The sequence below is a fragment of the Niallia oryzisoli genome, assembly GCF_043641075.1.
GTDB lineage: Bacteria > Bacillota > Bacilli > Bacillales > Cytobacillaceae > Bacillus_BD > Bacillus_BD oryzisoli_A.
In genome coordinates this window covers 81,448-105,590 of the sequence record NZ_JBHZRC010000004.1, presented here as the reverse complement: position 1 = coordinate 105,590, position 24,143 = coordinate 81,448, and the positions used below count along the sequence as shown (strand labels likewise).

Genomic DNA, 24,143 nt, shown 5'->3' with positions numbered 1-24,143 from the left:
TTTTTATGATCCGAGAGGGATTCGAACCCCCGACCCCATCCCTGTCAAGGATGTATTCTCCCACTGAACTATCGGATCGTAATAGAATGTTTTGTTATAGTATTAAATGTCTTTTTAGCTTTGACATTTAATACTATATGATAAATATACCATTTTGTCAATAAGAATTCGGTTAAGTTTAATTATTTTCTATAAATGTTAAAGGCGGTGATAAGTCCAGACAATCTGGAGCTGGCTGCCTTTTTTCACGCTAACATAAGGTTATGCAATTTTGCATAACCTAGTTAATCTTTCATAGATTGTGAAATGAAAAACACCATGCATATCTTACATTCCTATATACACTGATTTTAAAATGATGGCACGTAATTTGCATTATAGCTAATTAAAGAATTTTAATAAAAATAATATTATCGAGGTGTTTATAGTGTCTATTAAATCAGTTAATGTAAAGCAAAATGAGGCAGTTAAAGAGAAGGATAATTCACTGCTGGAATTTCAAGAGACGCTGCAAGAGGCGGTTAATATATTGAACTATCCTCCACAGGTATTTGAATTAATCAAAAAACCGGTAAGATTTTTAGAGGTTAGTATACCGGTTCGGATGGACAATGGAGAAGTACAAATTTTTCAAGGCTACCGTGCGCAGCACAACGATGCAAAGGGACCAACAAAAGGAGGCATTCGCTTCCATCCAGATGTAACACCTGAAGAAGTAAAGGCGCTTGCAGGATGGATGAGCTTGAAATGCGGTGTTACGGATCTCCCTTATGGCGGGGCTAAAGGTGGAATTATCTGTGACCCTCGTCGGATGAGCTTGGGTGAATTGGAGAGACTAAGTAGAGGCTATGTGCGTGCAGTTAGTCAGCTTGTAGGACCGACAAAAGATATTCCAGCTCCGGATATGTACACGAATGCGCAAATTATGGCTTGGATGCTTGACGAATATGACCATATCCGCGAATTTGATTCTCCAGGGTTTATTACAGGGAAACCAATTGCATTAGGGGGTTCGAAAGGAAGAGAAACCGCTACATCTAAAGGTGTTCTTTATACACTTCAAATGGTATGTGAACTAAGAAAAATGTCGTTAAAAGATACAAAGGTCATTATTCAAGGGTTTGGAAATGTAGGAAGCTACCTCGCGCAATATTTATATGAACTAGGTGCAAAGGTTGTCGGTATCGGTGATGCATTGGGAGGGCTATATGATGAAAATGGACTTGATATTCCATACCTACTAGATAACCGAGACTCGTTTGGAATTGTATCAAACCATTTTTCAAATTCTATTACGAACCAGGAGCTACTAGAGAAATCTTGTGATGTGCTGATTCCTGCAGCCATATCAGGTGTGATTCATAAGCGGAACGCTGAAAAAATTAATTGTCAAATCGTTATCGAAGCAGCAAATGGACCGACAACAAAAGAAGCTATTCAAATTCTTGATGAGCGCGGCATCCTTCTTGTACCTGATATACTTGCAAACTCTGGCGGTGTCGTTGTTTCCTATTTTGAATGGTGTCAAAACAACCAAGGGTACTATTGGACGGAAGAAACCGTGGATGAACGCTTGCAGGAAAAAATGAAAGAAAGCTTTGCCAATGTATATGCAACCGCCAAAAAATATAATGTTAATTTAAAAATTGCTGCTTATATTGTAGGTATCCAACAAATTGCTGAAGCTTCAAGATTAAGAGGCTGGCTAAATTATTAATCCATCATACATTCTATAAAAGTAGAAAAAGTGATCTCTTTTTCTACTTTTTATATTTTTAAAATTCTAAATAAAGTGATAATATCTAACTTAAGAGATTAAGGGAGATGAAGTCATGTTTTCCAATAGTATAAATGTCCCGGTAGATGTCGAAGAGAACGGCGGACAAACAGTGAAAAGATCTAATGAAAGTGAAATTGAATATATAAAGGAATTAAATACTGATTTAAATGCCATTCTATCCAGTATTTATGATGAAATTCTTGTTGTAAATGCAAAAGGGGAATTACTTCGCTACAGCGATAAAATTATCGAGGATTTTTGGCAGGTTGATTTAAAGGAGTTAATTGGAAAAAATATTATGGAGCTTGTAGACAAGGGCTATTTTACACCATCTGTTTCAAGATTAGTTATGGAAAAACAAAAGAAGGTGTCCGTTGTACAAGAGACAAGTACCGGTAGGAAAATCCTCGCTGTCGGTAATCCGATTTTTAATGAGAACAACAAGTTAGAACGAATTGTAATCGCATCAAGGGATATTACAGAAACCTCCCGATTGAAGAATGAGCTGCAGGAAATAAGAGAAAAAACAGAGATTTATAAAAAGGAATTACAGCAGTTTAAAATGAAGGATCAATTATCAAAAAAATTGATTTACAGCAGTCCTAAAATGGAAAAGATTATGAATCAGGTAAAGAAAATAGCTGATTTTTCTTCGACTGTTCTTTTAAACGGGGAATCGGGCGTAGGGAAAGAAGTAATTGCTGAGGCGATTCATCAATTTGGACGAAGAGCTGATAAACCTTTTCTTAAACTAAACTGTGGAGCCATTCCGGAAAATTTACTAGAGAGTGAGCTTTTTGGCTATGTAAAGGGTTCCTTTACTGGTGCAGATAAAAATGGGAAAGAAGGTTATTTTAAGCAGGCCAACGGGGGAATATTATTTCTAGATGAAATCGGAGAAATGCCTATGCACCTCCAGGTAAAACTGCTCAGAGTTCTTCAAGAGCAGGAAGTCATTCCGATTGGGAGTACAACTCCCGTTAAAATAGATGTCCAAATCATCGCAGCAACAAATAAAAAATTAGAAAAGCTGGTTGAGGAAGGAGCCTTCCGGGAGGATTTATTTTATCGCTTGAATGTCATCCCGATAAAAATCCCTCCACTACGTGAGAGGACAGAGGATATCTCATTACTTGCATTTCATTTTCTGCAGCGCCTGAATGAAAAATATGACCGTCATTATCATCTGACCCCGGATGCTATTAATATGCTTGAATGCTATTTCTGGCCGGGTAATGTGAGGGAGCTGCAAAATATCATTGAAAGATTAGTTGTGTCTGCTGACCAGCCAGCGATAGATGCTGAGTTTGTAAGTCAATTTCTATCATTTGGATATGAAAGTAAAAAGCTGAGACCTGTGATAACGAGAGTGATGCCATTACAGGAGGCTATGGAATCCGTGGAGGAGCAGCTGATTATCATGGCTATGAATCAATATAAAACAACTACAAAAGCAGGAAAAGCACTAGGAATAAGTCAATCCTCTGTTAGCAGGAAGTATCAAAAAATAGTAAGTGAAAAATCAATTGGCATCTAAACTAAAAGTATTGATAATAAGGCTGTTTTGGAAATCTTTTCTGAAGCAGTCTTTTTGTGTTTCAAAGATAAATAGATGTATGCATTGGTGAATAGAATTGATTAAAAGAAAAACGAAAATGAAATGCGTCATTCATTGGCACGATATTTGCAAATAATGTACTAAACGTAATGATTTTGTGTAAAAGGGGAGATAAAAATGGAAAGTATTAAAAAATATGAGGTTTATCCGATGTATATTGATGGGCAATGGGTTGGCAATGAAAATGAATTTTTTACAGAGGTGATCAATCCTGCAACGAAGGAGGTCATCGGAGCCGTACCTACAGGTGGTGCATTGGAAGCAAAGCAGGCAGTAGATGCAGCCCATGCAGCATATAAAATATGGTCTAAAAAAACGGCCGAAGAACGCTATCGTCTGCTTATGAGATGGTATCAATTAATAGAAGAAAACAAAAATGAGATTGCCAGAATTATGACAATGGAACAGGGAAAGCCACTACACGAAGCAGTAGGAGAAGTGCAGTATGCTAACAGCTTTATTTCTTGGTATGCCGAGGAAGGAAAACGAGTATACGGTGAAACCATTCCAGCATCCCACCCGCATAAAAGGATACTTGTCCGTAAAGAGCCTGTTGGGGTTATTGCGGCCATTACTCCTTGGAATTTCCCGGCTGCCATGATTACTAGAAAAGTTGCTCCGGCTCTTGCTGCTGGCTGCACCTGTGTCGTCAAGCCGGCTAACCAAACGCCTCTGACAGCTTTAAAAATAGCGGAGCTTGCCCATGAAGCGGGGATTCCGAGTGGGGTATTAAACGTCATAACAGGAAGATCTGCAGAAATTGGTGATGCCTGGCTGAAGGATACTCGTGTAACGAAAATAACGTTTACCGGTTCCACAGAGGTTGGGAAGACACTTATGCGTGGCGCTGCTGAAAATGTGAAAAAAGTCAGCTTAGAGCTTGGCGGCAATGCTCCTTTTATCGTCATGGACGATGCGAATTTAGAAAAGGCTGCAGAAGGGCTGATTCAATCCAAGTTTCGCAATGCCGGTCAGACCTGTATCTGTACAAATCGGATTTATGTTCAAGAAGGTGTGTCGGATGAGTTCCTTCGAATTTTCCAAGCAAAATTAGAAGGGTTGAAGGTTGGCAATGGGTTAGAGGCAGACACGGATATTGGCCCGTTGATTGATCGTGCGGCATATGACAAAGTAGCAGGACTTGTGAATGATGTTGTTGAAAAAGGCGGAAAGATCGCCTATGCAGGTGGGAAGCCTGCTGATGTGGATGGCTATTATCATGCACCAATGATCTTAACGGATATTAATGAAGAGATGGAATGTATGAAGGATGAAATTTTTGGACCGTTGGCGCCAATCGCAACCTTTAAAACGGAAGAGGAAGTGCTTGAACGGGCAAATAATTCCCGCTATGGATTAGCAGCCTATATTTTCACTGAAAATCTCAGCCGTGCATTCCGAATGAGTGAAGGAATTGAGTACGGAATTGTTGGATTAAATGATGGTCTGCCGTCAACGGCACAAGCACCGTTTGGAGGATATAAGGAAAGTGGGCTTGGCAGAGAGGGCGGACATTTCGGAATCGAAGAGTTCTTAGAAATCAAATATATTTCTATTTCCTTAAGTGAAGGTTAACAAATGCAGAAAGCAGGTCTAGTGATAGTTATCTATCATTAGACTTGTTTTTTTTGAATAAAACATCATTACGATATTCCGTTATGCAAAAATGAATAAATTATGCAATTTCAATTAAATGAGGAAAATTAATGGTGAATTCTGTGTGAAGGTTAAAAATTGTCTTCATAATTTCTTTTTATGCAAAAATGAATAACCTATGCATTTTTGAAACAGCCGACAAAAAATGATTGAAAAATAGATTTAATAGTAATTTTGGCATAATACTTGCTTGAAAAATAATGTAAACAAAAATAAGCCCTTGAGGCAATTCTATATTTTTATGTTCTTAATAAAATAGTAAACTATTCAGAAAAAGGAGGATTTAATACATGTATGATTTTGCAATTGTTGGTGGAGGAATAGTAGGTTTATCTACTGGAATGGCAATATATAATCGTTTTCCAAATGCAAGGGTTGTCGTAATAGAAAAGGAATCTAAAGTAGCGGAGCATCAAACCGGACATAACAGCGGGGTAATTCATTCCGGCATCTATTATAAGCCAGGCAGCTTCAAAGCAAGATTTGCCCGTCAAGGCAGCCAATCCATGACAGAATTCTGCCAAATTCATGGAATTGACCATGATATTTGCGGGAAAGTAATTGTTGCAACAAAAGAAGAGGAGATGCCGCTGCTTCAAAACCTGTACACCCGCGGACTTGAAAATGGGCTCGCAATTACAAAAATTGGACAGAACGAGTTAAAGGAAATTGAGCCACATGTAAAAGGTCTTGGCGCTATCCGTGTACCGCAGGCAGGGATTGTGAATTATCGTCAGGTAAGTGAGACGTTTGCTGAAATCATTAAAGAACATGGCGGTGAAATAAAGTTAAATACAAAGGTAGAGAAAATCCACGAAGAATCAGACGGTGTCACGATTGAGACCAATCGCGGTACCTTGAAAACCAATATGGTGATTAATTGTGCCGGCTTGCATAGTGACCGTGTTGCCGCTGCGGCAGGGTATAAGACCGATATGAAAATTTTGCCATTTCGCGGTGAGTACTTTAAATTAAAACCGGAAAAACGTTATCTGGTCAAAAATTTAATCTATCCTGTTCCAAATCCGAAGTTTCCATTCTTAGGAGTCCATTTTACCCGAATGATCAGCGGAGAGGTGGATGCTGGTCCAAATGCAGTGCTTAGCTTTAAGCGTGAGGGCTATAAAAAAACGGACTTTAATGCAAAGGATTTGGCTGAAGCATTGAGCTACAGTGGTCTATGGAAAATGGCAGGGAAATTTGCGAAGGAAGGATTTGATGAATATGTTCGATCCTTCAGCAAAAAACAGTTTACGAAGAGTCTGCAGCAATTAATTCCTGAAATTCAAGAGGATGATTTAATACCTGCACCTGCAGGAGTCCGTGCCCAAGCATTAAAGGATGATGGAAATATGGTGGATGATTTCCATATCATCATGGGAAGACGCTCCGTTCATGTGTGTAATGCACCATCGCCGGCAGCTACGGCATCTATCGAAATCGGTAAGGAAGTAGTTAGAAGGATTCCAGTACAATCACATTTATTAGAAGCAGCCATCATTTAACTTTATTCAGCATTCATCCTTGATTTCTATAAATGTGGATAAATGCAAAAAGCTCTTGATTCAGTGGGGGTTCAAACCCTGCTGAATAAAGTTATGCCTTCGGCGGATGCCTCGGATTTTTAAATGTAATTTATCGAGCGAGCTCGATAAAAATCCGGGCGCAAATTCGACGAGCGAATTTGATTGAAAGGATGATCAATTATGTTTAATGGTAAAACCATCTTCATTGCTGGCCATGCTCGTTTACCCCAGGGAATGGCAGCAAAAAGTGTTTTTGAGACCTTAACGATAACGGCTGAAATAGATAGGAAATATGGAGTTGTACTGGATGCCTCATGTACGCTTGCAACCGAGCATGGCCGTGAATTTATCGGCCGGCTGTTAAAGGGAATTAGCTTGAATGATGGGGTAGATGAAGCGATTGAAGCGATTCAAACCTATTACCGCGGGAAAGCGACCAATGCCCTTGTTGCAGCATTAAAGGATCTTGATGTTCATTTCCAGCAGTTAAAGTCTGTTAATACAGCAAAATAAACAATAAAATTATTTTATTAACTAAATATTATAAATATATTGACAATTAGTAAAAGTATTATTATTATAAGATTAATTAAATGTTGCAGCATGTTAGCCTTTTGAAAAATGCCCTTTCAAAATCGTGAACAGCTAGACATGAAAGACGGGAAACGTAAATAACAAAAACGAACTGTATGTTCACTGTGACTCTATTGCCATAGAGCGGTGAAGTGAATATAAGCCAGTTGTCCAAGTTGGTTCCTATTTATCATAATAGGAGGCTTGTTCGACTGGCTTTTACTATTTCCTGTAATTATTTCACCTATATCACAAATAACAGGAGGAACAAAAGATGAATATGATTACTGAAACAAAAAAGGCGAAATTTGAAGTGAAAACAGAAAACTATGAGGTAAAGATTCATCCGCAGTCAAACCGTTTATACCACATCACAATCACAAGAGAAGCAATTAAAGGATTTCTTGAAAAAGCAAGAAATGAAAACTTTTCTGTCCAGCATTTAGAGTATACTCCATATGCGCGTCACCTTGTTGCTGCCTTTTTATTGGAGCAGGTAGGGGAAGAGTTTGGTAATCTGCTTCGTGAAATTATACATGATCGGGAGTCAGGCGGCTTTACTCTTGGCTTAGAAGGTGTGACAGAGGATACGGATGAATATGTTATCTTTGCCACAGCTATTTCTCATTTAGTAGGTATTCCAAATTTTGATGCGATGACTGGAAAATATTATGCTAGATTTTCCGTGAAAGATACCGATAACAGTGACTCTTACCTCCGTCAGGCCTATCGCTTATTCACACTTCATACAGATGGTACATTTGTTGATGAACCGACAGATTGGCTGTTAATGATGAAAATGGTAGAACAAAATGCACGCGGCGGGGAATCTCGTTTACTGCATCTTGATGATTGGAAGGAACTTGATAAATTTATGAAGCATCCGCTAGGGAATCACCGCTTTACGTATAAAGCACCTAGCAGTAAAAATGTGGACCAGGAAATCGAACGTTTAACGTTCTTTGATTATAATAATAAGCCGGGAATGTGCTTTATAGATCAATTTGTCTACCCTGAATCTATTGAACAGGCAAAATATCTGCGTGATCTTTCTAGTTCAATGGAGAATGATGAAAGCCTTATTGAATTAAAGCTCCCAATTGGAAATCTAGTCGTACTTAATAATATCTTTTGGCTCCATGGACGTGCAGCGTTTGAAAAGGATCCAAATTTATATCGTGAATTAATGCGTCAACGCGGCAGATTTAATAAAAATGCGATTTAACTTAATTGATAGCTTTTAAATAATATCCAACCCCACCCCAAATTTGGATATATTTATTATAAAAGAAGGACCCATTTTCGGACTTAACGTCTGGGAAATGGGTCTTTTTTTATTTTTTGGCTGTTGTAAAAACGCAATGCTGATTTTGAGTAAGCAGGTTGATTGCAGTGGAGGGCACGAAGACTCCTGCGGGAGAAGCGAGACAGTCGAGACCCCGCAGACACGAAGTGTCGAGGAGGCTCGGCGGTCGCCCTAAGGTGCGCGAAGTGCCCGGAACGGAAATCAACAATCACGTTTAACAAAGCCTTTTTTTAAAAATTTATTATAAATGGCATGAAGATTGCTTAATAAAACAGTAGAAACATAAATTTATTGCACATAACGAATCTGCATGACAAATTTTTTCTAAAAATTGGGCCTGTGAATTTATGTTGGCACAAGAATTGCTTAATGAAAAGTAAGAAAACAACTTGAACAAGGAAGGATGATTATAATGAGCTTTGCAGAAATGAAAACAAGTATCCCAGGTGAAAAATCTAAGACATTAGTCGAGAGACGCCAAAATATAGTTCCTAAAGGAGTAAGTAACGGGATTCCTGCTTTTGCCCAATCAGCAGAAGGCGCGTTAATTACAGATGTTGATGGAAATACCTTTATTGACTTTGTCGGTGCTATCGGTGTTATGAACGTTGGGCATAACCATCCAAAAGTGAAACAAGCACTTCATGAGCAGGTTGATCAATTCATTCATACCGGCTTCAATGTTATGATGTATGAATCCTATATTGAGCTAGCAGAAAAGTTAGCTGAATTGTCTCCTGGTAACCATGAGAAGAAGGTTCTTTTACAAAACAGCGGTGCTGAAGCAGTTGAAAATGCAGTTAAAATTGCCCGTAAATATACAAAAAGACAAGGTATCATTTCTTTCTCAAGAGGATACCATGGCCGTACATTGATGACGATGACGATGACAAGTAAGGTAAAGCCTTATAAATTTGAATTTGGTCCGTTTGCGCCTGAAGTGTATAGAGCGCCATTCCCATATCCATATAGAAGACCAGCTGGCATGACTGTTGAACAGCATGAAGAGCAAGTGCTTGCTGATTTTAAAAACTTCTTTATCACAGATGTAGCACCAGAAACGATTGCAGCGGTGGTCATGGAGCCAGTACAAGGTGAAGGCGGCTTTATTGTTCCTGGAAAACGCTTTGTCCAAGGTGTTGCTGAATTTTGTAAAGAGCACGGCATCCTATTTATTGCAGATGAAATTCAAACAGGATTTGCTAGAACAGGTAAGTATTTTGCGATCGAACATTTTGATGTGGTTCCTGATTTACTTACTGTATCAAAATCAATGGGAGCTGGAGTACCAATCAGCGGGGTAATCGGACGTAAAGAAATCATGGACAAATCAGTGCCGGGTGAACTTGGTGGAACATACAGCGGAAGTCCATTAGGCTGTAAAGCTGCGCTAGCTGTATTGGATATCATCGAAGAAGAAAACCTTAACCAACGCGGTCAGGAAATCGGTGAAAAAGTCATGAGTCACTTTGAAAAGCTTGCCGCTAAATTTGATATCATTGGCGATTATAGAGGATTAGGCGCTATGTGCGCAATGGAGATCGTAAAAGATAAAGAAACAAAAGAACCAGCGAAAGAGTTAACAAACTTAATCATAAAAGAAGCAAACAATAGAGGATTATTACTATTCAGTGCAGGTGTATACGGAAATGTTCTTCGTCTGTTAATGCCATTAGTAATTACAGATGAGCAGCTAGAAGAAGGCTTAAGCATCCTTGAACAAGCCGTTGAGGCAGCAGTAGCAGCAACAAGCGTAACAGCATAAAAACATAAGGTGTCAGGCACCTCAAAAGGACAAAATGTTCATTTTGTCCTTTGACGGTGCCTGACACCTTTATATTTTTTGAGCTTTCTTACGACGGAGGGCTGGCTGATCCCGAGTAATTCGGCCATTTCATAGGTTGTTTTGCATTGCTGTGAGGCTTTTAGAATCATATATTCCTCGACTTTTTCAATGGCGGAATTTAAGTCTAACTGATTCAGTTCTTCTAAATAGTACGACTCAATTTCTAATAGAGTATCCTTAGCATCAGAGGTGTATTGGCTGCTGATGGTAGCGGGTAGATCATTTGGGTAAATAGTATCTCCTTCTGTAGTTAGGATTAAACGCTCTATAAGATTTTCTAATTCCCGGACATTTCCCGGCCACTTATAGCCAATCAATGATTCATAGGTTGCTGCATGAAGCTTCTTGGATGTTTTGTATTTTGTATTAATTACATCAACATAATGGTTGATTAAGAACGGGATCTCATCTTTACGTTCCCGTAACGGTGGAATTTGCAGCGGGATCACATTTAACCTGTAATATAAATCAAGTCGAAAATTACCGCTAGCGACCATTGCTTCTAGATTTTGATTAGTAGCAGTTACCAGTCGGAAATCAACATGCTGTTCTTTCTTCCCTCCTATTCTCATAAATCTTTTTTCCTGCAGTACCTTTAATAATTTTACTTGCATGGAAAGTGGCAATTCTCCGATTTCATCTAAAAATAACGTCCCATTATGGGCTTGTTCAATGAGTCCCTGTTTTCCTTTTTTCGTTGCACCTGTAAAAGAACCGGCTTCATAGCCAAACATTTCTGATTCAAATAAACTCTCAGGAATCGTACTGCAGTTAACTTCAATAAATGGTTCTTTGCTTCGTTGGCTTTGATTATGTAGCTCGTGAGCAAACATACTTTTTCCAACGCCTGATTCTCCTAAAAATAAGACAGTTGCATCCGAATCAGCAACACGATGGATGGTATTAACAATTTGCTGCATTTCCTTGCTGCGAAAAAATATCCCTTCTTTTCTTCGAAGCTCCTCAACTTCTGTTTGATAGCCTTGCAGCTTTCGTTGTAATTGTTCATATTGTTCTTGTAGATTTCGAATCTCAGTTTGATCCTGTGCATAGCTGATTACCCGGATGATCTTACCGTCCTCATTAAAAATAGGAAAACCCTGAGTCATAATTACTTTTCCGGTTTGGGTATTCTGCATGATTTGAATAGGTTTTTTTTCTCTTAACACCATTGCTGTAATGGATGGAGTAAGAATTTTCTCTTGTTCAAGCTGGAAAACAGATTTTCCTTTATATTCAGCGGCATGAACACCGTAAACAGTCCAGTGCCCCTCGTTTGTCTGCAGAATCATTCCATCTGCATCAGCAATGGTGATATTATTATTCGATGTTTCTATAATAGAATGTAAGATTCTCTCTGCTAAAGAAGCATTCATAGAATTCTCCTTTCACTTAGTCCTTGATTCAAATATAAATCAAAATTATTGAATAATCAAGAATTGAATCAAAATTCCAAAAACTTAATTCAAAAATGAATTATATTTCAAAATAAGACTTTTATTTCCTTTTTTAAACAAAAAATGAGTTGGCATGTTTATTGCTATGTAAATAATAAATATAAATTTTTTATGGTTGAAAAATCAACCAAAGAGGTAAGGAGGAAAATTGTGGATAACTATTTAAATTTCATTGGAGGAGAATGGATAGACTCCAAGGATGGTATAACAAATACACAGGTTAATCCTGCAAATCCATCTCAAATTGTTGGGTATACAGCAGCTGCTACAGTCGAGGAAGTGGATACAGCAGTTCAGCAGGCAAAATTAGCTTTTCAACAATGGAAACAGCTTTCACCTGTAGGAAGAGGAGAAATCCTACGAAAAGCGGCTGATTTATTGGAAGCGCAATCACAAGACATTGCTGAAACAGCAACGAAGGAAATGGGTAAAAGATTCATAGAAATGAAAGGCGAGGTTCTACGTGGAGCAGCAATTCTGCGTTACTATGCACAAGAAGGTATGAGAAAGCTGGGTGAAGTGCTGCCTTCTGCTAATAATCAAAATACCCTTTATACTCTAAGAGTTCCACTAGGAGTGATAAGCGTTATTACACCATGGAATTTCCCAGTCGCGATTCCGATTTGGAAAATCGCACCTGCACTGGTTTATGGCAATACAGTTGTTTGGAAGCCTTCTATGGAAGCAGGGATTACTGCGGTTAAAATAGCAAAGGTATTTGAACAGGCGGGACTTCCTGCTGGTGTATTAAATCTTGTCAATGGAAGCGGCGAAATAGTTGGAAACGCACTTGTTGAACACCCATTAACATCAGCAATTACGTTTACTGGCTCAAATCGCGTTGGTAGAGAGTTGGCTTCTAAAGCTGTGGCACAAAATAAAAAGTATCAGCTTGAGCTGGGTGGAAAAAATCCAGTTGTTGTTCTTGAGGATGCAGACCTGGACTTAGCTGCTAAATTAACAGTTGAAGGTGCTATGAAGCAAACGGGGCAACGGTGTACCGCTACAAGCCGAGTCTATGTTGAAGCGTCCATTTATGATATGTTTATTGAAAAACTCTTAGAAAATGTCACACAAATTAAGGTTGGAGATGGCTTAGACGGTTCCGTTACGATGGGTCCTGTCGCATCAAAGAAACAATTTGAAACCGTTACTTCTTATATACAGAAGGGAATAGAAGAAGGAGCAGAGCTTCTATACGGAGGCAATGCTTTATATGATCCAGTCTATAACGGTGGATATTTCGTTGAACCAACAATATTTGCTAGTGTAACAAATGAGATGACAATTGCAAGAGAAGAAATTTTTGGTCCTGTATTAGCAGTTATCAAGGTAGCAGACTATGCTGATGCACTGACGCAGGCAAATGATACGATTTATGGATTAAGTGCATCATTGTTTACAACCAACTTAAATAAAGCATTTGATTTTATAAAAAATAGTGAAGTGGGAATGGTTCAAATTAATGGAGAGACGGGTGGAGCAGAACCACAGGCACCATTTGGGGGGATGAAGGAATCCAGCTCAGGAACGCGCGAGCAAGGTCAGGCAGCAATGGAATTCTTTACCGCTTATAAAACAGTATCTTTAACAACTTCTTTGTAATTAATCAATCGATTCATTTTCTATGTATGCTTGCAGTTTTAAAAGACAAAATATTTTTAAAATTATGCAAAGAAAAAATGGACAAGGAAGGTGATAAGTTTGGCGGCAGGACATAATGAACTTAAACAAAATCTTAAAACAAGACATGTTACCATGATTTCAATTGGCGGTGTAATTGGTGCTGGATTATTTGTAGGAAGTGGTGCGATCATTGATTCGACAGGACCAGGGGCGATTTTTTCCTATATTATTGCCGGATTAATGATTGTGCTGATTATGAGAATGCTGGGAGAAATGGCTGTTGTCAATCCAGACAGCGGATCCTTCTCAACCTATGCTCATAATGCAATGGGTCCATGGGCTGGATTTACAATTGGCTGGCTCTACTGGTTTAACTGGGTTATTATTGTTGCGATCGAAGCCACATTATTAGGCGGAATGGTACATGATTGGTTTCCTTCCATACCGGTTTGGGCAGCAAGTGTGGTATTCCCACTATTAATGCTGGTTACCAATATTTTTTCGGTGAAAGCATATGGTGAATTTGAGTATTGGTTAGCTTTAATTAAGGTTACAGCCATTGTAATCTTTCTATGCTTAGGTGCTGCGATTTTGTTCGGTTTAGTGCCGGGGATAAAAGCACAAAGCTTTTCTGATATAACAGCAAATGGTGGATTTTTCCCTAAAGGGATTCTTCCAGTTTTCTTAAGTGTCATTTTTATTACGTTCTCCTTATCAGGGAGTGAGGTTGCTGCAATAGCGGCTGGTGAATCGGAAAATCCTCATAAAAATATCATGAAAGCAATTAATGCAGTTGTATGGCGCTTACTTTTATTCTTTGTTGGCTCAGTAGCGGTATTAATTATGGTGATTCCACAGGATGCAAAAGATATGCTTCTGACACCATATGCAAGTGTATTTGAACTCGCTGGTTTTTCTGCTGCGGGACAAGTAATGAATTTCGTTATCTTTATCTCTTTGCTTTCTGTATTAAATTCAGGGCTGTATACAAGCTCTCGGATGGTTTATTCTTTGGCAACAAAAGGGGATGCACCAAAGATTTTAGCGCGTGTTAATAAAAGAGGTGTTCCAATTTGGGCATTAGTAATCAGTTTGATTTTTGCTTATGTGTTTACCATGTTTAAATTCATTGCTCCAAATACCATCTTTGTATTTTTGGCTAACAGTTCAGGCGGAGTGACTATGGTTATGTACATCTTTATTGCTTTTTCTCATATTATTTTGAGAAGAAGAATGGAAAAGAAAGACCCTGGACAACTAAAGGTAAAGATGTGGTTATTCCCATACTTAACATATGCAACAATCATCGGGCTATTTGCTATATTTGTTGCACAGGCTTTTATCGAATCGATGAGACTGCAATTCCTGCTTAGCTCTCTATTAACCGTTTTAGTCATTGGTACTTACTTCCTTTTCTACCGTAAAAAAGAACAGCCTGCTTTAGCGGTTGAAGAGCTGCAGTTAAATGAAACAGTGATAAATAAATAGCAGTTCGCTCCAAGTCATTTAATCTATCACATATAAATCCATAAAAAAGCAGAAGAACCTGTTAAAATGTAACAGGTTTTTCTGTATTTTGATTAAATGACTTACATTTCGACTAAATTATTGTAAGAAAATATTACATAATCCTATTCATATAATGAAAAATAGGGTATTATACTATATATAAGATTACGATAATTCAAAATTATTAGAATAATAGGTGAGTGATATGCAATTAGGAATGAATTTAAATCAGTATCAAAGCCTAAAGTTGACGTTAACACCCGAGCTTCGGCAATCGATCAACATTCTGCAATATTCTTCCCATGAATTGATCGATTATCTAAAACAGCAGGCTGTTGAGAATCCTCTTTTAGAAATTAAAGAAAACACGAGCATGGAATTTGTCACGCGTAATTATAATAATACGAACACATCGTACGGCACTTTTAATGGTGATAATGATTACGATCCTATTATCCATTACTCTGATACGGTTTTTACCCTTGAAAGGCATTTACTAGAGCAAATCATGACTATTTCGACCATCACAAAGGGCCAAAGATGTATCCTGAAATTTCTAATTGGTCATTTAAATCATCATGGGTATTTAGAAATAGAGCCAGCGATTGCGGCTCATATTTTGAATGTTTCAATGGAGGAAATGGATGCGGCGGTTTCCACTTTACAATCGCTTGACCCGGTCGGAGTAGGTGCCCGAAACTTAAAAGAATGCCTCTTAATCCAAACGGCAGCACTGCTGGATTGTCACTCATTAGCCTATCGTATCATCGAGCATCATATGGAGGATCTGGCTGCAAAACGCTATCATAAAATGGCCAAGCTATTTAATGTTACTGTACAGGAAATTCAGGAAGCAGCGGATTTTATTAAATCCTTAAATCCCCGTCCTTGTAGTGAGTATCATCATGAAATGACACAATATATCATTCCCGATGTAACGGTAGAAAAAGTTAATGATGAATATGTAATTATTGTTAATGACAGTATGATTCCTCAAATTACAATTAATCCTTTATATAAAGATATGAAAAATGAGGAGGAATATATTAAAAAGAAACAGCATGAAGTAGCTATACTAATGAATGGTATTTCGCAAAGAAAATATACACTCTATAAAGTAACAGAGGCTATCCTAGAGAGGCAAAGTGACTTTTTTAAATATGGAATGAATAAATTAAAACCAATGACCTTAAAGGATCTATCTGAGCAGCTTGGCTTTCATGAGTCTACAATCAGCAGGGCAACAAGCAATAAATATATTCAAACACCGCATGGACTTTTCAAAGTAAAGGATTTATTTTCAACAGGTCTTTCAAAACGTAATAATATGGATAGTGAATCATCTGTGGTTATTAAGGAACAAATCAAGGAATTGATTGAAAAAGAAAATAAAGAAAAGCCGATTTCAGATCAAATGATTGTTGAATTACTCATGAAAAATGGGATACAAATATCTCGTCGTACCGTGGCGAAATATCGTGAGGAAATGGGGATACCTGGATCTTCAAAAAGAAAGCGCTATTAAAAGGCAGGATTACGGTCTGAATCTACTTTGTAATGAAATAAATATAGTCAAAAAAATGAAAGGGAGAATTAACTTCCTTTCATTTTCGCGTTAAACGTCTTCTTTAGATTAGGATAAGCGATCCCAACTAGAATAATAGAAACACCAATCCATTGAGAAGGCGTGACATTTTCTTGAAGAATAAGAGTGGACATGGTTACAGCAGTAGGTAATTCAGATGCACTTAAGATGTTTCCAAGTCCGCTGCCGACTTTTGGCATTCCGATATTAAACAAAAGCGGTGGGAGAAAGGATCCGAAAAATGCAAAAAACAAAGCATAGGGAAGCAAGCCATCAAGAAGTGAACCATTCGTGAGAAAACTTGGTGGTAAAATACAAAATACTAGAATCGTTGCTCCAGTAGTCATAATCGCACTTTTTCGAATCGGATGGATAGCGACTGTAGAGCGTCCACTAATATAGATGAAGGATGCAAAGGACAATGCTGATAGTAATCCCCAGCAGCAACCAATTAATGAAAAAGAGAGACTGGCAGACAAAATTCCCGATGCCAGTATAGAACCGGTAAGAATAACAGCAGTAGCAATTAGGTTTTTTCGACTTGGTGCTTTTTTATCTAAGAAAAATTGCAAGATCATTCCAATCCAAGTGAATTGCAGTAACAGGATAATAGCTAAAGATGCATCGACATATTTAAGTGATTGATTGTAAAAAATACCGGTTAACCCCATAGGCGTTCCACTTATTAGTAAAATCAACAATTGTCTAACGTTTAAGCTACCCTTTGGAATAAAAATGGATAGAATCCAAAGCATGATGCTGCCAAAAAAATACTGTGTCCCTGTTACATCATTTACAGTAAATCCTTCAGAGTAGGCAAGCTTTACAAATGTTGATACAACTCCATATGAGCAGCCTCCAAGAAAAACTAGGAAAGCATATTTCCAAATACTCATCATTTCCTCCTTACTCACAACACAATAAAACCACCCGCCTTGATTAAAGGTGAGTGGTATTTTCATCGTTTATTTTTATTATAAAGAAGGCAAATAAGAATTGTAAACCAATATTATCAAGGTCGTTGTTATATTATTCGGTAAACAGGCCGTAATGGATAATGGAATCCTTTGGCAATAAGGTTTTTGCAGGCGGCTCTTTTTCAGGGTATCCTAAGCCTAAAATGGCTACAACACGTCTGTCACGAGGAATATGGAGGTGTTCACGTACATAATTCTCTCTTCGCTCTGACTCCTCCTTATCCTCGGAATGATAAATTGCACCAAATGCAGCACCTATTCCTAATTCAACCGCTGACAACCAAATAAATCCACTCGCAATCGAGGAATCCTGGAGCCAATACTTGCTGATATCCGGCCGTCCGGTAATAACTATGGCTGCTGCTGCTTGTGATAACCATGGTACAAAAGGTGTAGCTTGTGATAAGTGTTGTAACGAGTTAGGCTCTGTTACTAAAATGAGTTCTCTTGATGGAAGATTATTGCCTGCAGGGGCTAGATAACCTGCCGTTACTATTTGCTCCAATGTCTCTGCCGCTATCTGCTTTTGTAGAAACTGAGTAATTTCTCTTCTTTTTTGAATTGCATCAAAAACATTCATGTAATAAATCACTCCCCATTTGTTTAACTATTTACCATAATAAACGTTCTTATTACTAAAATACTACTAATCTTATTGGAATACAACAAATGAACTGAAATATCCATTACTAATCAAGCCCAAAAATTCTGTAAAATTATTAAAAAGAAGCTCGAAATTCAGTAAATATATGAAGGGAATATCACAATGTCAGTAGAATTAAGTAATATTCTGATTTTTAATTAATCTAGAGTAAAAACATAATGAAAAGGGGACTTACATTGAGATTTATCAATTATAAAAATGGCGATTCCATACGCTTAGGCATCAAAACAGATCAAGGAATTATAGATGTAGAACAGGCTGCTAAGACTTATGCCCTTGATATGCCAACGAAAATAGAGGATGTAATTGCTGGTGGAGACACAGCTATCATGCAATTAAGTTCATTATTAGAGAAGGAAACAGCTTATCTTTTAGAGGAGGACCTTGTTTACGCACCATGTGTAACGAATCCGGAAAAGATTATTTGTGTAGGTTTAAATTATGTGGATCATGCCAACGAATCAAACATGGATATTCCAACGTCTCCAGTTCTATTCAGCAAGTTTAACAACTCATTGGCTGCTCATAATCAAACAATTGAGTTGCCGAAAGGTGCTGAAAAATTTGATTATGAAGTGGAGCTAGTGATTGTCATTGGCAAAGAAGCAGCGAATGTATCGAAGGAGGAAGCGCTTTCCTATGTATTTGGCTATACGGTTGGAAATGACCTTTCAGCTCGAGATTTGCAATTCAGAAGCGGGCAATGGCTGCTTGGAAAATCCCTTGATAACTTTGGACCAGTCGGCCCTTATTTGGTGACAGCGGATGAATTAGACCCGTCTAACCTGGATATTGAATGTAGAGTTAATGGTGATGTGAAACAAAAGGCAAATACTCGTGATATGATATTTGATTGTGCAACACTTATTAGCTATATATCCGAATATATGACGTTGAAACCTGGAGATATCATTTTTTCAGGAACACCTGAAGGAGTCGTTCTAGGCTATCCAGAAGAGCAGCAAGAATGGTTAAAACCAGGTGACGAGGTTCAAGTTTCAGTTGAACAAATTGGCACATTAGTGAATGTACTAAAATAAATAAACAAAGGAAAAAGGCAGACATAGGAAATGTCTGCTTTTTTGCTTTCAACATAAAATAACCTTTATTTGGTAAGAATAAACCTGCAACTTTTATAGGGAAGGGGGATAAAATGGAATTTTTTCATAGTCAGGAATCTCTTACTACCATACAATGGGTGTTAAGAGCAGTAGTAACTTTCTTCTTTATGTTGATTTCTGCGAGGATAATGGGCCAACGATCTATCTCACAACTAAGGCTAATTGATTTTGTCATTGCCTTAACTATCGGAAACATCATGGCCCATCCATTATCCGACGAACATTTAGGATTAAAGGGTTCAATGATAACGATGACTGTGTTAATCATTTTATATTTATGTACGATTTTTCTTATTTTAAAATTTCAAGGCTTTAGAACTCTTTTACACGGTCAAGCCTTTCCATTAATAAAAGATAGTCAAATTATATATAAAAATTTATCGAAAGCAAGAATTTCACTCGATGTACTTTTATCAGAAATTAGAAAACAAAAAGTATCAGATGTCAAGGATGTTTCTCTCGCATTATGGGAACCAGATGGAACAATCTCTATCTTCTTGAAGACTCAACAACAAACCGTAACAAAAGCAGACATGAATATTCCGGCAAAACCGTTTTCTTTTCCTAGAACTGTAATTAAAGAGGGTAAGTTGATTTTTCACGAATTGAATCAGCTTGGTAAGGATGAAGAGTGGATAAAACGTAAGCTGAAATCAAACTACAATGCTGAATTGCATCAAATTCTGTTAGCGACGATGGATCAAAAAGAAACCTTGACGATTTTTTTTTATCGTTAAAAAAAGAGAACCTACCTAAAATTATCTTTTAGCAGGTTCTTTCATTTGGAGTGTATTATGCATATAAAAGTCTCGTTTTTTGTGCGTCCATCACAAGCTGTGAGTAGAGCTTTTCAAATTTTACAGCTGGAACAGGTTTGCTGAAATAGAAGCCTTGGATATCGTCACAGAGGGATTTTTTTAAATAGATTACCTGCTCTTCAGTCTCTGCACCCTCAGCTATAACAGTTAAATTTAAGTTATGAGCCATATTAATGATGGTAGAGACAATTGCTTCATTATGATGATCATTGGTCATATCATTAATAAAGGCTTTATCGATTTTTACAGTGTCAATAGGCAGCTGATGTAAATAACTTAGTGAACTATAGCCGGTTCCGAAATCATCCACAACGATGCGAACCCCTATATCCTTTAATGCCTGTAGGATAACAATCGATCGTGAGATATCCATTGACATACCTTCTGTAATCTCAAGCTCTAACAGTTCCGGTTGAATGCCTGTTTCTTTAATAATCCTTTCAATATTACTGACAAGAGTTGACTGCAAAAATTGATGAGGAGATAAATTTACCGAAACTGGTATAGGAGGCAGTCCTATTTTTTGCCATTTAACACATTGCAGACAGGCTTGACGTAGAACAAATTCACCGATTGGAATAATGAGCCCAGTTTCCTCCGCTTGAGGAATAAAGCTTTCAGGCGGGATCACTCCTTTTTCCGGGTGCAGCCAGCGGACTAGAGCCTCGACACCGGAAACAGTGCCATCCTGAATGTTAATTTTCGGTTGATAATAGACGGCTAATTCATTTTTATTAATGGCTTTACGAATATTATTCTCTAGTAGAATTTGATTGACAGTATATTTATCCTCTTGTTTTGTATAAAAAGCGTAATTATTTTTTCCCTGTTGTTTCACCTTGTACATGGCACGGTCTGCTAGCTTTATCAAAGTATCAGCATCTGTCCCATCCTTGGGATAAAAGGAAATTCCAATACTAGTTGATATAGGGATTTTATAGCCCTTTATGATTACTGGATTTTCTAAAGCCTTCATTATTTTTGTTGCGATGGCGACGGCTTGTGTAGTCTCTGCCAGACAAGGTAATAAAACAGTAAATTCATCACCGCCTATTCTGGAAGCTGTATCTCCTTCATCTAAACAAGATACAATTTGTTTGGATATATACTTTAATAAAAGGTCGCCTGTTGCATGACCAAACGTATCATTAACAGCTTTGAACCGATCCAAATCTAAAAACAAAACTGCTACAAATGTATTATTTAATTTTGCTTGTTCTAATGCATCCTGTAAACACATCTTAAATAATCGGAAATTTGGTAAACCTGTCAAATAATCATGGTAGGCAGATTTATGTAACGATTCATAAGCTGCAACCCTATCAAAGGCAAGAGCGATATGATTCGTAAAAGCTGTCAGCTGTTCAATCAATTCTTCTAAAAAGAAGTTTTCTTCTTTACAGCTAATATTCAAAGTGCCAATTGCTTTATTTTTGGCAATAATAGGTAAAATTAATAGTGACTTCATTCCTTCTTTTATTAGCATCTGTTCAAAATAGGAACCACTATGTGTTGCAAGGTGGTTACGTATGATGATTTTCTTAAGATCTATCGCATCAATAAAGGAGGTATCCTCCAGGTGAAGTTCAAAGGATGATGTAGTGTGATCCTGTTCGAGCTGAAATACTTCCAGTTTCCTTTGTTGATTGATAAATGATAATGACACATGGTTTACTCCCAAATAACTCTGGATGTTTTCCAAAGTGGATTTAATTACTTCCGAACTTTGAACATCATCCTCTAACACTGAATTTGAAATATTTCTAAATACCTCTAGCATTGCAATTTTTTCAGACAAATCTTTCGTTGCTTTATCAATTTCATTTACTAGTATTTCTTCATGACTATGAATGGTTCTAGCCATTTTATTGAATTCAACGGCTAATTGTTGAATCTCAATTACACCTATGTCTTCAAATACATCCACATTTCGGTGCCCTTTTGACAGCTGCTTTGTTGCAGAAATCAATCGTTTAATAGGAGCAGTCAATCTTGTGCTTATAATATAAGAAAAGATTAAAGAAAGAAGCGAATAGATAATTGCTGTAATAATCGTATCAGAAAGCACCATTTTTTTTTGTTGTGCAAGAGTTGTAGTCTTTAAACCTATTTCGACTTCACCTACATTCACTTGGAAATATTCAATGGGAATTCTTTCGATTATTAGGTCCTCCACTGTTGTTTCACCCTTTTGATTAACAGTGGTTCCTTCCTTATCTCTAATAATGACATAGGCTATATTCGGTTCTGATTGTAAAGAGTAAGTAAGAGGGCTGAGGTTCGAGTAATCCTCTTCAAGCATCGATAATCCAATTGCTGAGTTAAGTGTTTTGGCAGCAGTCATTCCTTCGTTTTTTAAGCTTTCCTCAAGATGCGTTGTTTCTCTCCAAGCATAAAGACCACTAATGGTAAGTACACTTATTAGTACGAGACTATTCATGGCCAGCCAAAATTGGAAAACTAACCCCCTATTCCATTTCATACGTACCTACCTCCTCCAGGAGGTCGAGCCATTGCCTGTAATGGTTTGCCTGTACACTACGGCCATATCGTTGTGTAATCTCATTCCATTCAGCAGCCGTTTGCTGTAAAGCTTCCTCGGCAGAACTATTATGAATTAATGCCTTTTGGATATTTTCATCGAGTGCCTGCATATATTCCCAGCCACCTGGTATCATTAAGTCTGCATTTGGGTTTGTTAGACTAGATTTCACAGTGTTTAAAAATTCTTCATTTATTTCTTTTGTTGGAAATGCTCCTTTCTCAACAGCATTAAAATGACTGTAACGAAATGGATCATTAATCGTTCCTTTTGAAGTAAGTGCTTTTTTACTAACTTCCTTTGATGTGATATAAGAGATGATTTCCCAAGCCTTATCAGGGTGGGATGATTGGTTGGAAATACCTAACACACGTCCAATCCAGACGCCGCCGCGAGGAGATTCTGGATTATCTGCCGGTACCTGAGTCCAACCAACTTTATTTTCAACTTGAGAATCCCAATTTTTATGATCATAAGAAAAACGAGAAGTGTCACTCCATTGAACAACCATGGCAAGGTTTCCATGGAGAAAAGCGTTATTTAAATCAATCCAATCATACATGGAATTAGGGGGAGTGGCTCCACTGTCGTTCAGGTCGATTAAATCCTGTAGTGCTTTAACCCCTAGTTCATTTTGAATGAGAGGATTCATTTCCTCGTCAAAATACTTTCCGCCCATAGAGTTATAACGTTCAGCAAACCAAATATACCTTTTAGCGTCTCCGCCAAAGATGGCGGTGCCGTATAAATCGATTTTTCCATCATTATCCTGATCTTTTGTAAGGAATTTTGAAATTCGATCGTATTCATCCCATGTTTTAGGCGGCTCTAAATTGTTACCATATTCAGCTTTGTATTCATCATTATACATTTCAAAGACATCTTTTCGATAAAACAAAAGATGTGTATCTCCATCATAAACCATTCCGTAGTCGTGACCGTCGAATTTCATATAAAGGTTACGATAAACAGGTAATATATCATCGATATCTTTGGAACTATTAATATATGTATCAAGTGGCAGCAGCATATCTCGTTCAACATATTCTGGTATTTTGGCAGGGAATAGCATATAAATATCATAGGTTTTTTTGCTGGCAAATAAAAAATCCTCAAGGTTATCATTCATCCTATCGGGATAATGATACTCTAGACGAACGCCAAACTTTTCCTCAATGTTTTTTTCTTCCATTTTAAACAACGCAAGTGATTGCTCTGAGTCGGCGATGATTGTTATTGCAGGTAATTCATTTTTTGTCTCACTTTCTACTTTTTCAGTGGATTCTGATGAATTACAGCCATTTAATATGAGTATAAAAACAAGAAACAGAATTAATCTTGTTGTTCTCATCGTAATAACCTCCGTCCTATTTGGGTATATTGTACCAATTCTTTTGTATGAAGTGATGGAATTAAATATATTGTTAGAAATATGACACAAATATCCAATTTAATAGGATTAATTACATATATAATTAAAGATTTACCTACCAAAAAGCCGCTTCCTTTAAGGGGAAACGGCTTGAAAAGAAGATTTGT

General features: G+C 37.5%; 16 protein-coding genes, 1 tRNA gene and 1 pseudogene. 12 read left to right on the top strand and 6 right to left on the bottom strand.

Annotated elements, in window-relative coordinates:
- Positions 1 to 6: 6 nt before the first annotated feature.
- Positions 7 to 78: transfer RNA gene (locus ACHUFV_RS14420), tRNA-Val, on the bottom strand.
- A gap of 349 nt (positions 79 to 427) precedes the next feature.
- Here ACHUFV_RS14420 and ACHUFV_RS14415 point away from each other — a divergent pair.
- The 7 genes and pseudogenes from ACHUFV_RS14415 (at position 428) to gabT (ending at position 10,224) form a co-directional block, all read left to right on the top strand.
- Positions 428 to 1,717: a Glu/Leu/Phe/Val family dehydrogenase gene (locus tag ACHUFV_RS14415; protein ID WP_394235284.1), complete on the top strand. Its 1,290-nt coding sequence runs from the start codon at positions 428 to 430 to the stop codon at positions 1,715 to 1,717.
- Positions 1,718 to 1,910: 193 nt separating this feature from the next.
- Positions 1,911 to 3,317: pseudogene (locus tag ACHUFV_RS14410) on the top strand (sigma-54 interaction domain-containing protein); the annotation flags it as partial.
- Positions 3,318 to 3,548: 231 nt separating this feature from the next.
- Positions 3,549 to 4,973 (top strand): NAD-dependent succinate-semialdehyde dehydrogenase, encoded by a 1,425-nt coding sequence (locus ACHUFV_RS14405; protein ID WP_394235680.1) that lies wholly within the window; start codon positions 3,549 to 3,551, stop codon positions 4,971 to 4,973.
- A 371-nt stretch (positions 4,974 to 5,344) separates the two neighbouring features.
- Entirely contained in the window at positions 5,345 to 6,559 is a 1,215-nt protein-coding gene (gene lhgO, locus ACHUFV_RS14400) for an L-2-hydroxyglutarate oxidase (protein ID WP_394235282.1), read from the top strand.
- Positions 6,560 to 6,760: 201 nt separating this feature from the next.
- Positions 6,761 to 7,093, top strand: coding sequence for a DUF3870 domain-containing protein (locus ACHUFV_RS14395; protein WP_394235280.1), 333 nt, complete (start codon positions 6,761 to 6,763; stop codon positions 7,091 to 7,093).
- A gap of 334 nt (positions 7,094 to 7,427) precedes the next feature.
- Positions 7,428 to 8,378: a glutarate dioxygenase GlaH gene (glaH, locus tag ACHUFV_RS14390; protein ID WP_394235279.1), complete on the top strand. Its 951-nt coding sequence runs from the start codon at positions 7,428 to 7,430 to the stop codon at positions 8,376 to 8,378.
- 484 nt (positions 8,379 to 8,862) lie between these two features.
- Positions 8,863 to 10,224: a 4-aminobutyrate--2-oxoglutarate transaminase gene (gabT, locus tag ACHUFV_RS14385; RefSeq protein ID WP_394235277.1), complete on the top strand. Its 1,362-nt coding sequence runs from the start codon at positions 8,863 to 8,865 to the stop codon at positions 10,222 to 10,224.
- 38 nt (positions 10,225 to 10,262) lie between these two features.
- Here the strand turns inward: gabT and ACHUFV_RS14380 are convergent, their stop codons facing one another.
- Positions 10,263 to 11,681 (bottom strand): sigma-54 interaction domain-containing protein, encoded by a 1,419-nt coding sequence (locus ACHUFV_RS14380; RefSeq protein ID WP_394235275.1) that lies wholly within the window; start codon positions 11,679 to 11,681, stop codon positions 10,263 to 10,265.
- A gap of 192 nt (positions 11,682 to 11,873) precedes the next feature.
- Between ACHUFV_RS14380 and ACHUFV_RS14375 the strand changes: the two genes are divergently transcribed.
- From ACHUFV_RS14375 to rpoN, 3 genes are all read left to right on the top strand, one after another.
- Positions 11,874 to 13,367 carry an aldehyde dehydrogenase family protein gene (locus ACHUFV_RS14375; RefSeq protein ID WP_394235678.1) on the top strand — a complete coding sequence of 498 codons (1,494 nt, stop codon included), beginning with the start codon at positions 11,874 to 11,876 and terminating at the stop codon, positions 13,365 to 13,367.
- A gap of 90 nt (positions 13,368 to 13,457) precedes the next feature.
- Complete coding sequence (locus ACHUFV_RS14370; protein ID WP_394235273.1) at positions 13,458 to 14,876, top strand: amino acid permease; 1,419 nt, start codon at positions 13,458 to 13,460, stop codon at positions 14,874 to 14,876.
- Positions 14,877 to 15,102: 226 nt separating this feature from the next.
- Positions 15,103 to 16,422, top strand: coding sequence for an RNA polymerase factor sigma-54 (rpoN, locus tag ACHUFV_RS14365; protein ID WP_394235271.1), 1,320 nt, complete (start codon positions 15,103 to 15,105; stop codon positions 16,420 to 16,422).
- 68 nt (positions 16,423 to 16,490) lie between these two features.
- Here the strand turns inward: rpoN and ACHUFV_RS14360 are convergent, their stop codons facing one another.
- Both ACHUFV_RS14360 and ACHUFV_RS14355 read right to left on the bottom strand, forming a co-directional pair.
- On the bottom strand, positions 16,491 to 17,378 hold the full coding sequence (locus ACHUFV_RS14360; RefSeq protein WP_394235270.1) for an EamA family transporter: 888 nt from the start codon (positions 17,376 to 17,378) through the stop codon (positions 16,491 to 16,493).
- A gap of 133 nt (positions 17,379 to 17,511) precedes the next feature.
- A complete protein-coding gene (locus ACHUFV_RS14355) occupies positions 17,512 to 18,039 on the bottom strand; it encodes a nitroreductase family protein (RefSeq protein ID WP_394235268.1) in 528 nt (175 codons plus the stop codon).
- A gap of 260 nt (positions 18,040 to 18,299) precedes the next feature.
- Between ACHUFV_RS14355 and ACHUFV_RS14350 the strand changes: the two genes are divergently transcribed.
- Together ACHUFV_RS14350 and ACHUFV_RS14345 are read left to right on the top strand one after the other, a co-directional pair.
- Positions 18,300 to 19,163 (top strand): fumarylacetoacetate hydrolase family protein, encoded by an 864-nt coding sequence (locus ACHUFV_RS14350; protein ID WP_394235267.1) that lies wholly within the window; start codon positions 18,300 to 18,302, stop codon positions 19,161 to 19,163.
- 113 nt (positions 19,164 to 19,276) lie between these two features.
- Entirely contained in the window at positions 19,277 to 19,981 is a 705-nt protein-coding gene (locus ACHUFV_RS14345; RefSeq protein WP_394235265.1) for a DUF421 domain-containing protein, read from the top strand.
- Between the two features lie 55 nt (positions 19,982 to 20,036).
- On the opposite strand, the gene ACHUFV_RS14340 is transcribed toward ACHUFV_RS14345, so the two are convergent.
- Positions 20,037 to 22,544 (bottom strand): EAL domain-containing protein, encoded by a 2,508-nt coding sequence (locus ACHUFV_RS14340; protein WP_394235263.1) that lies wholly within the window; start codon positions 22,542 to 22,544, stop codon positions 20,037 to 20,039.
- Positions 22,531 to 23,955, bottom strand: a complete 1,425-nt coding sequence (locus tag ACHUFV_RS14335; RefSeq protein WP_394235261.1) for an ABC transporter substrate-binding protein — start codon at positions 23,953 to 23,955, stop codon at positions 22,531 to 22,533. Before ACHUFV_RS14335 ends, ACHUFV_RS14340 begins: the two co-directional genes overlap by 14 nt.
- Between the last annotated feature and the right edge of the window lie 188 nt (positions 23,956 to 24,143).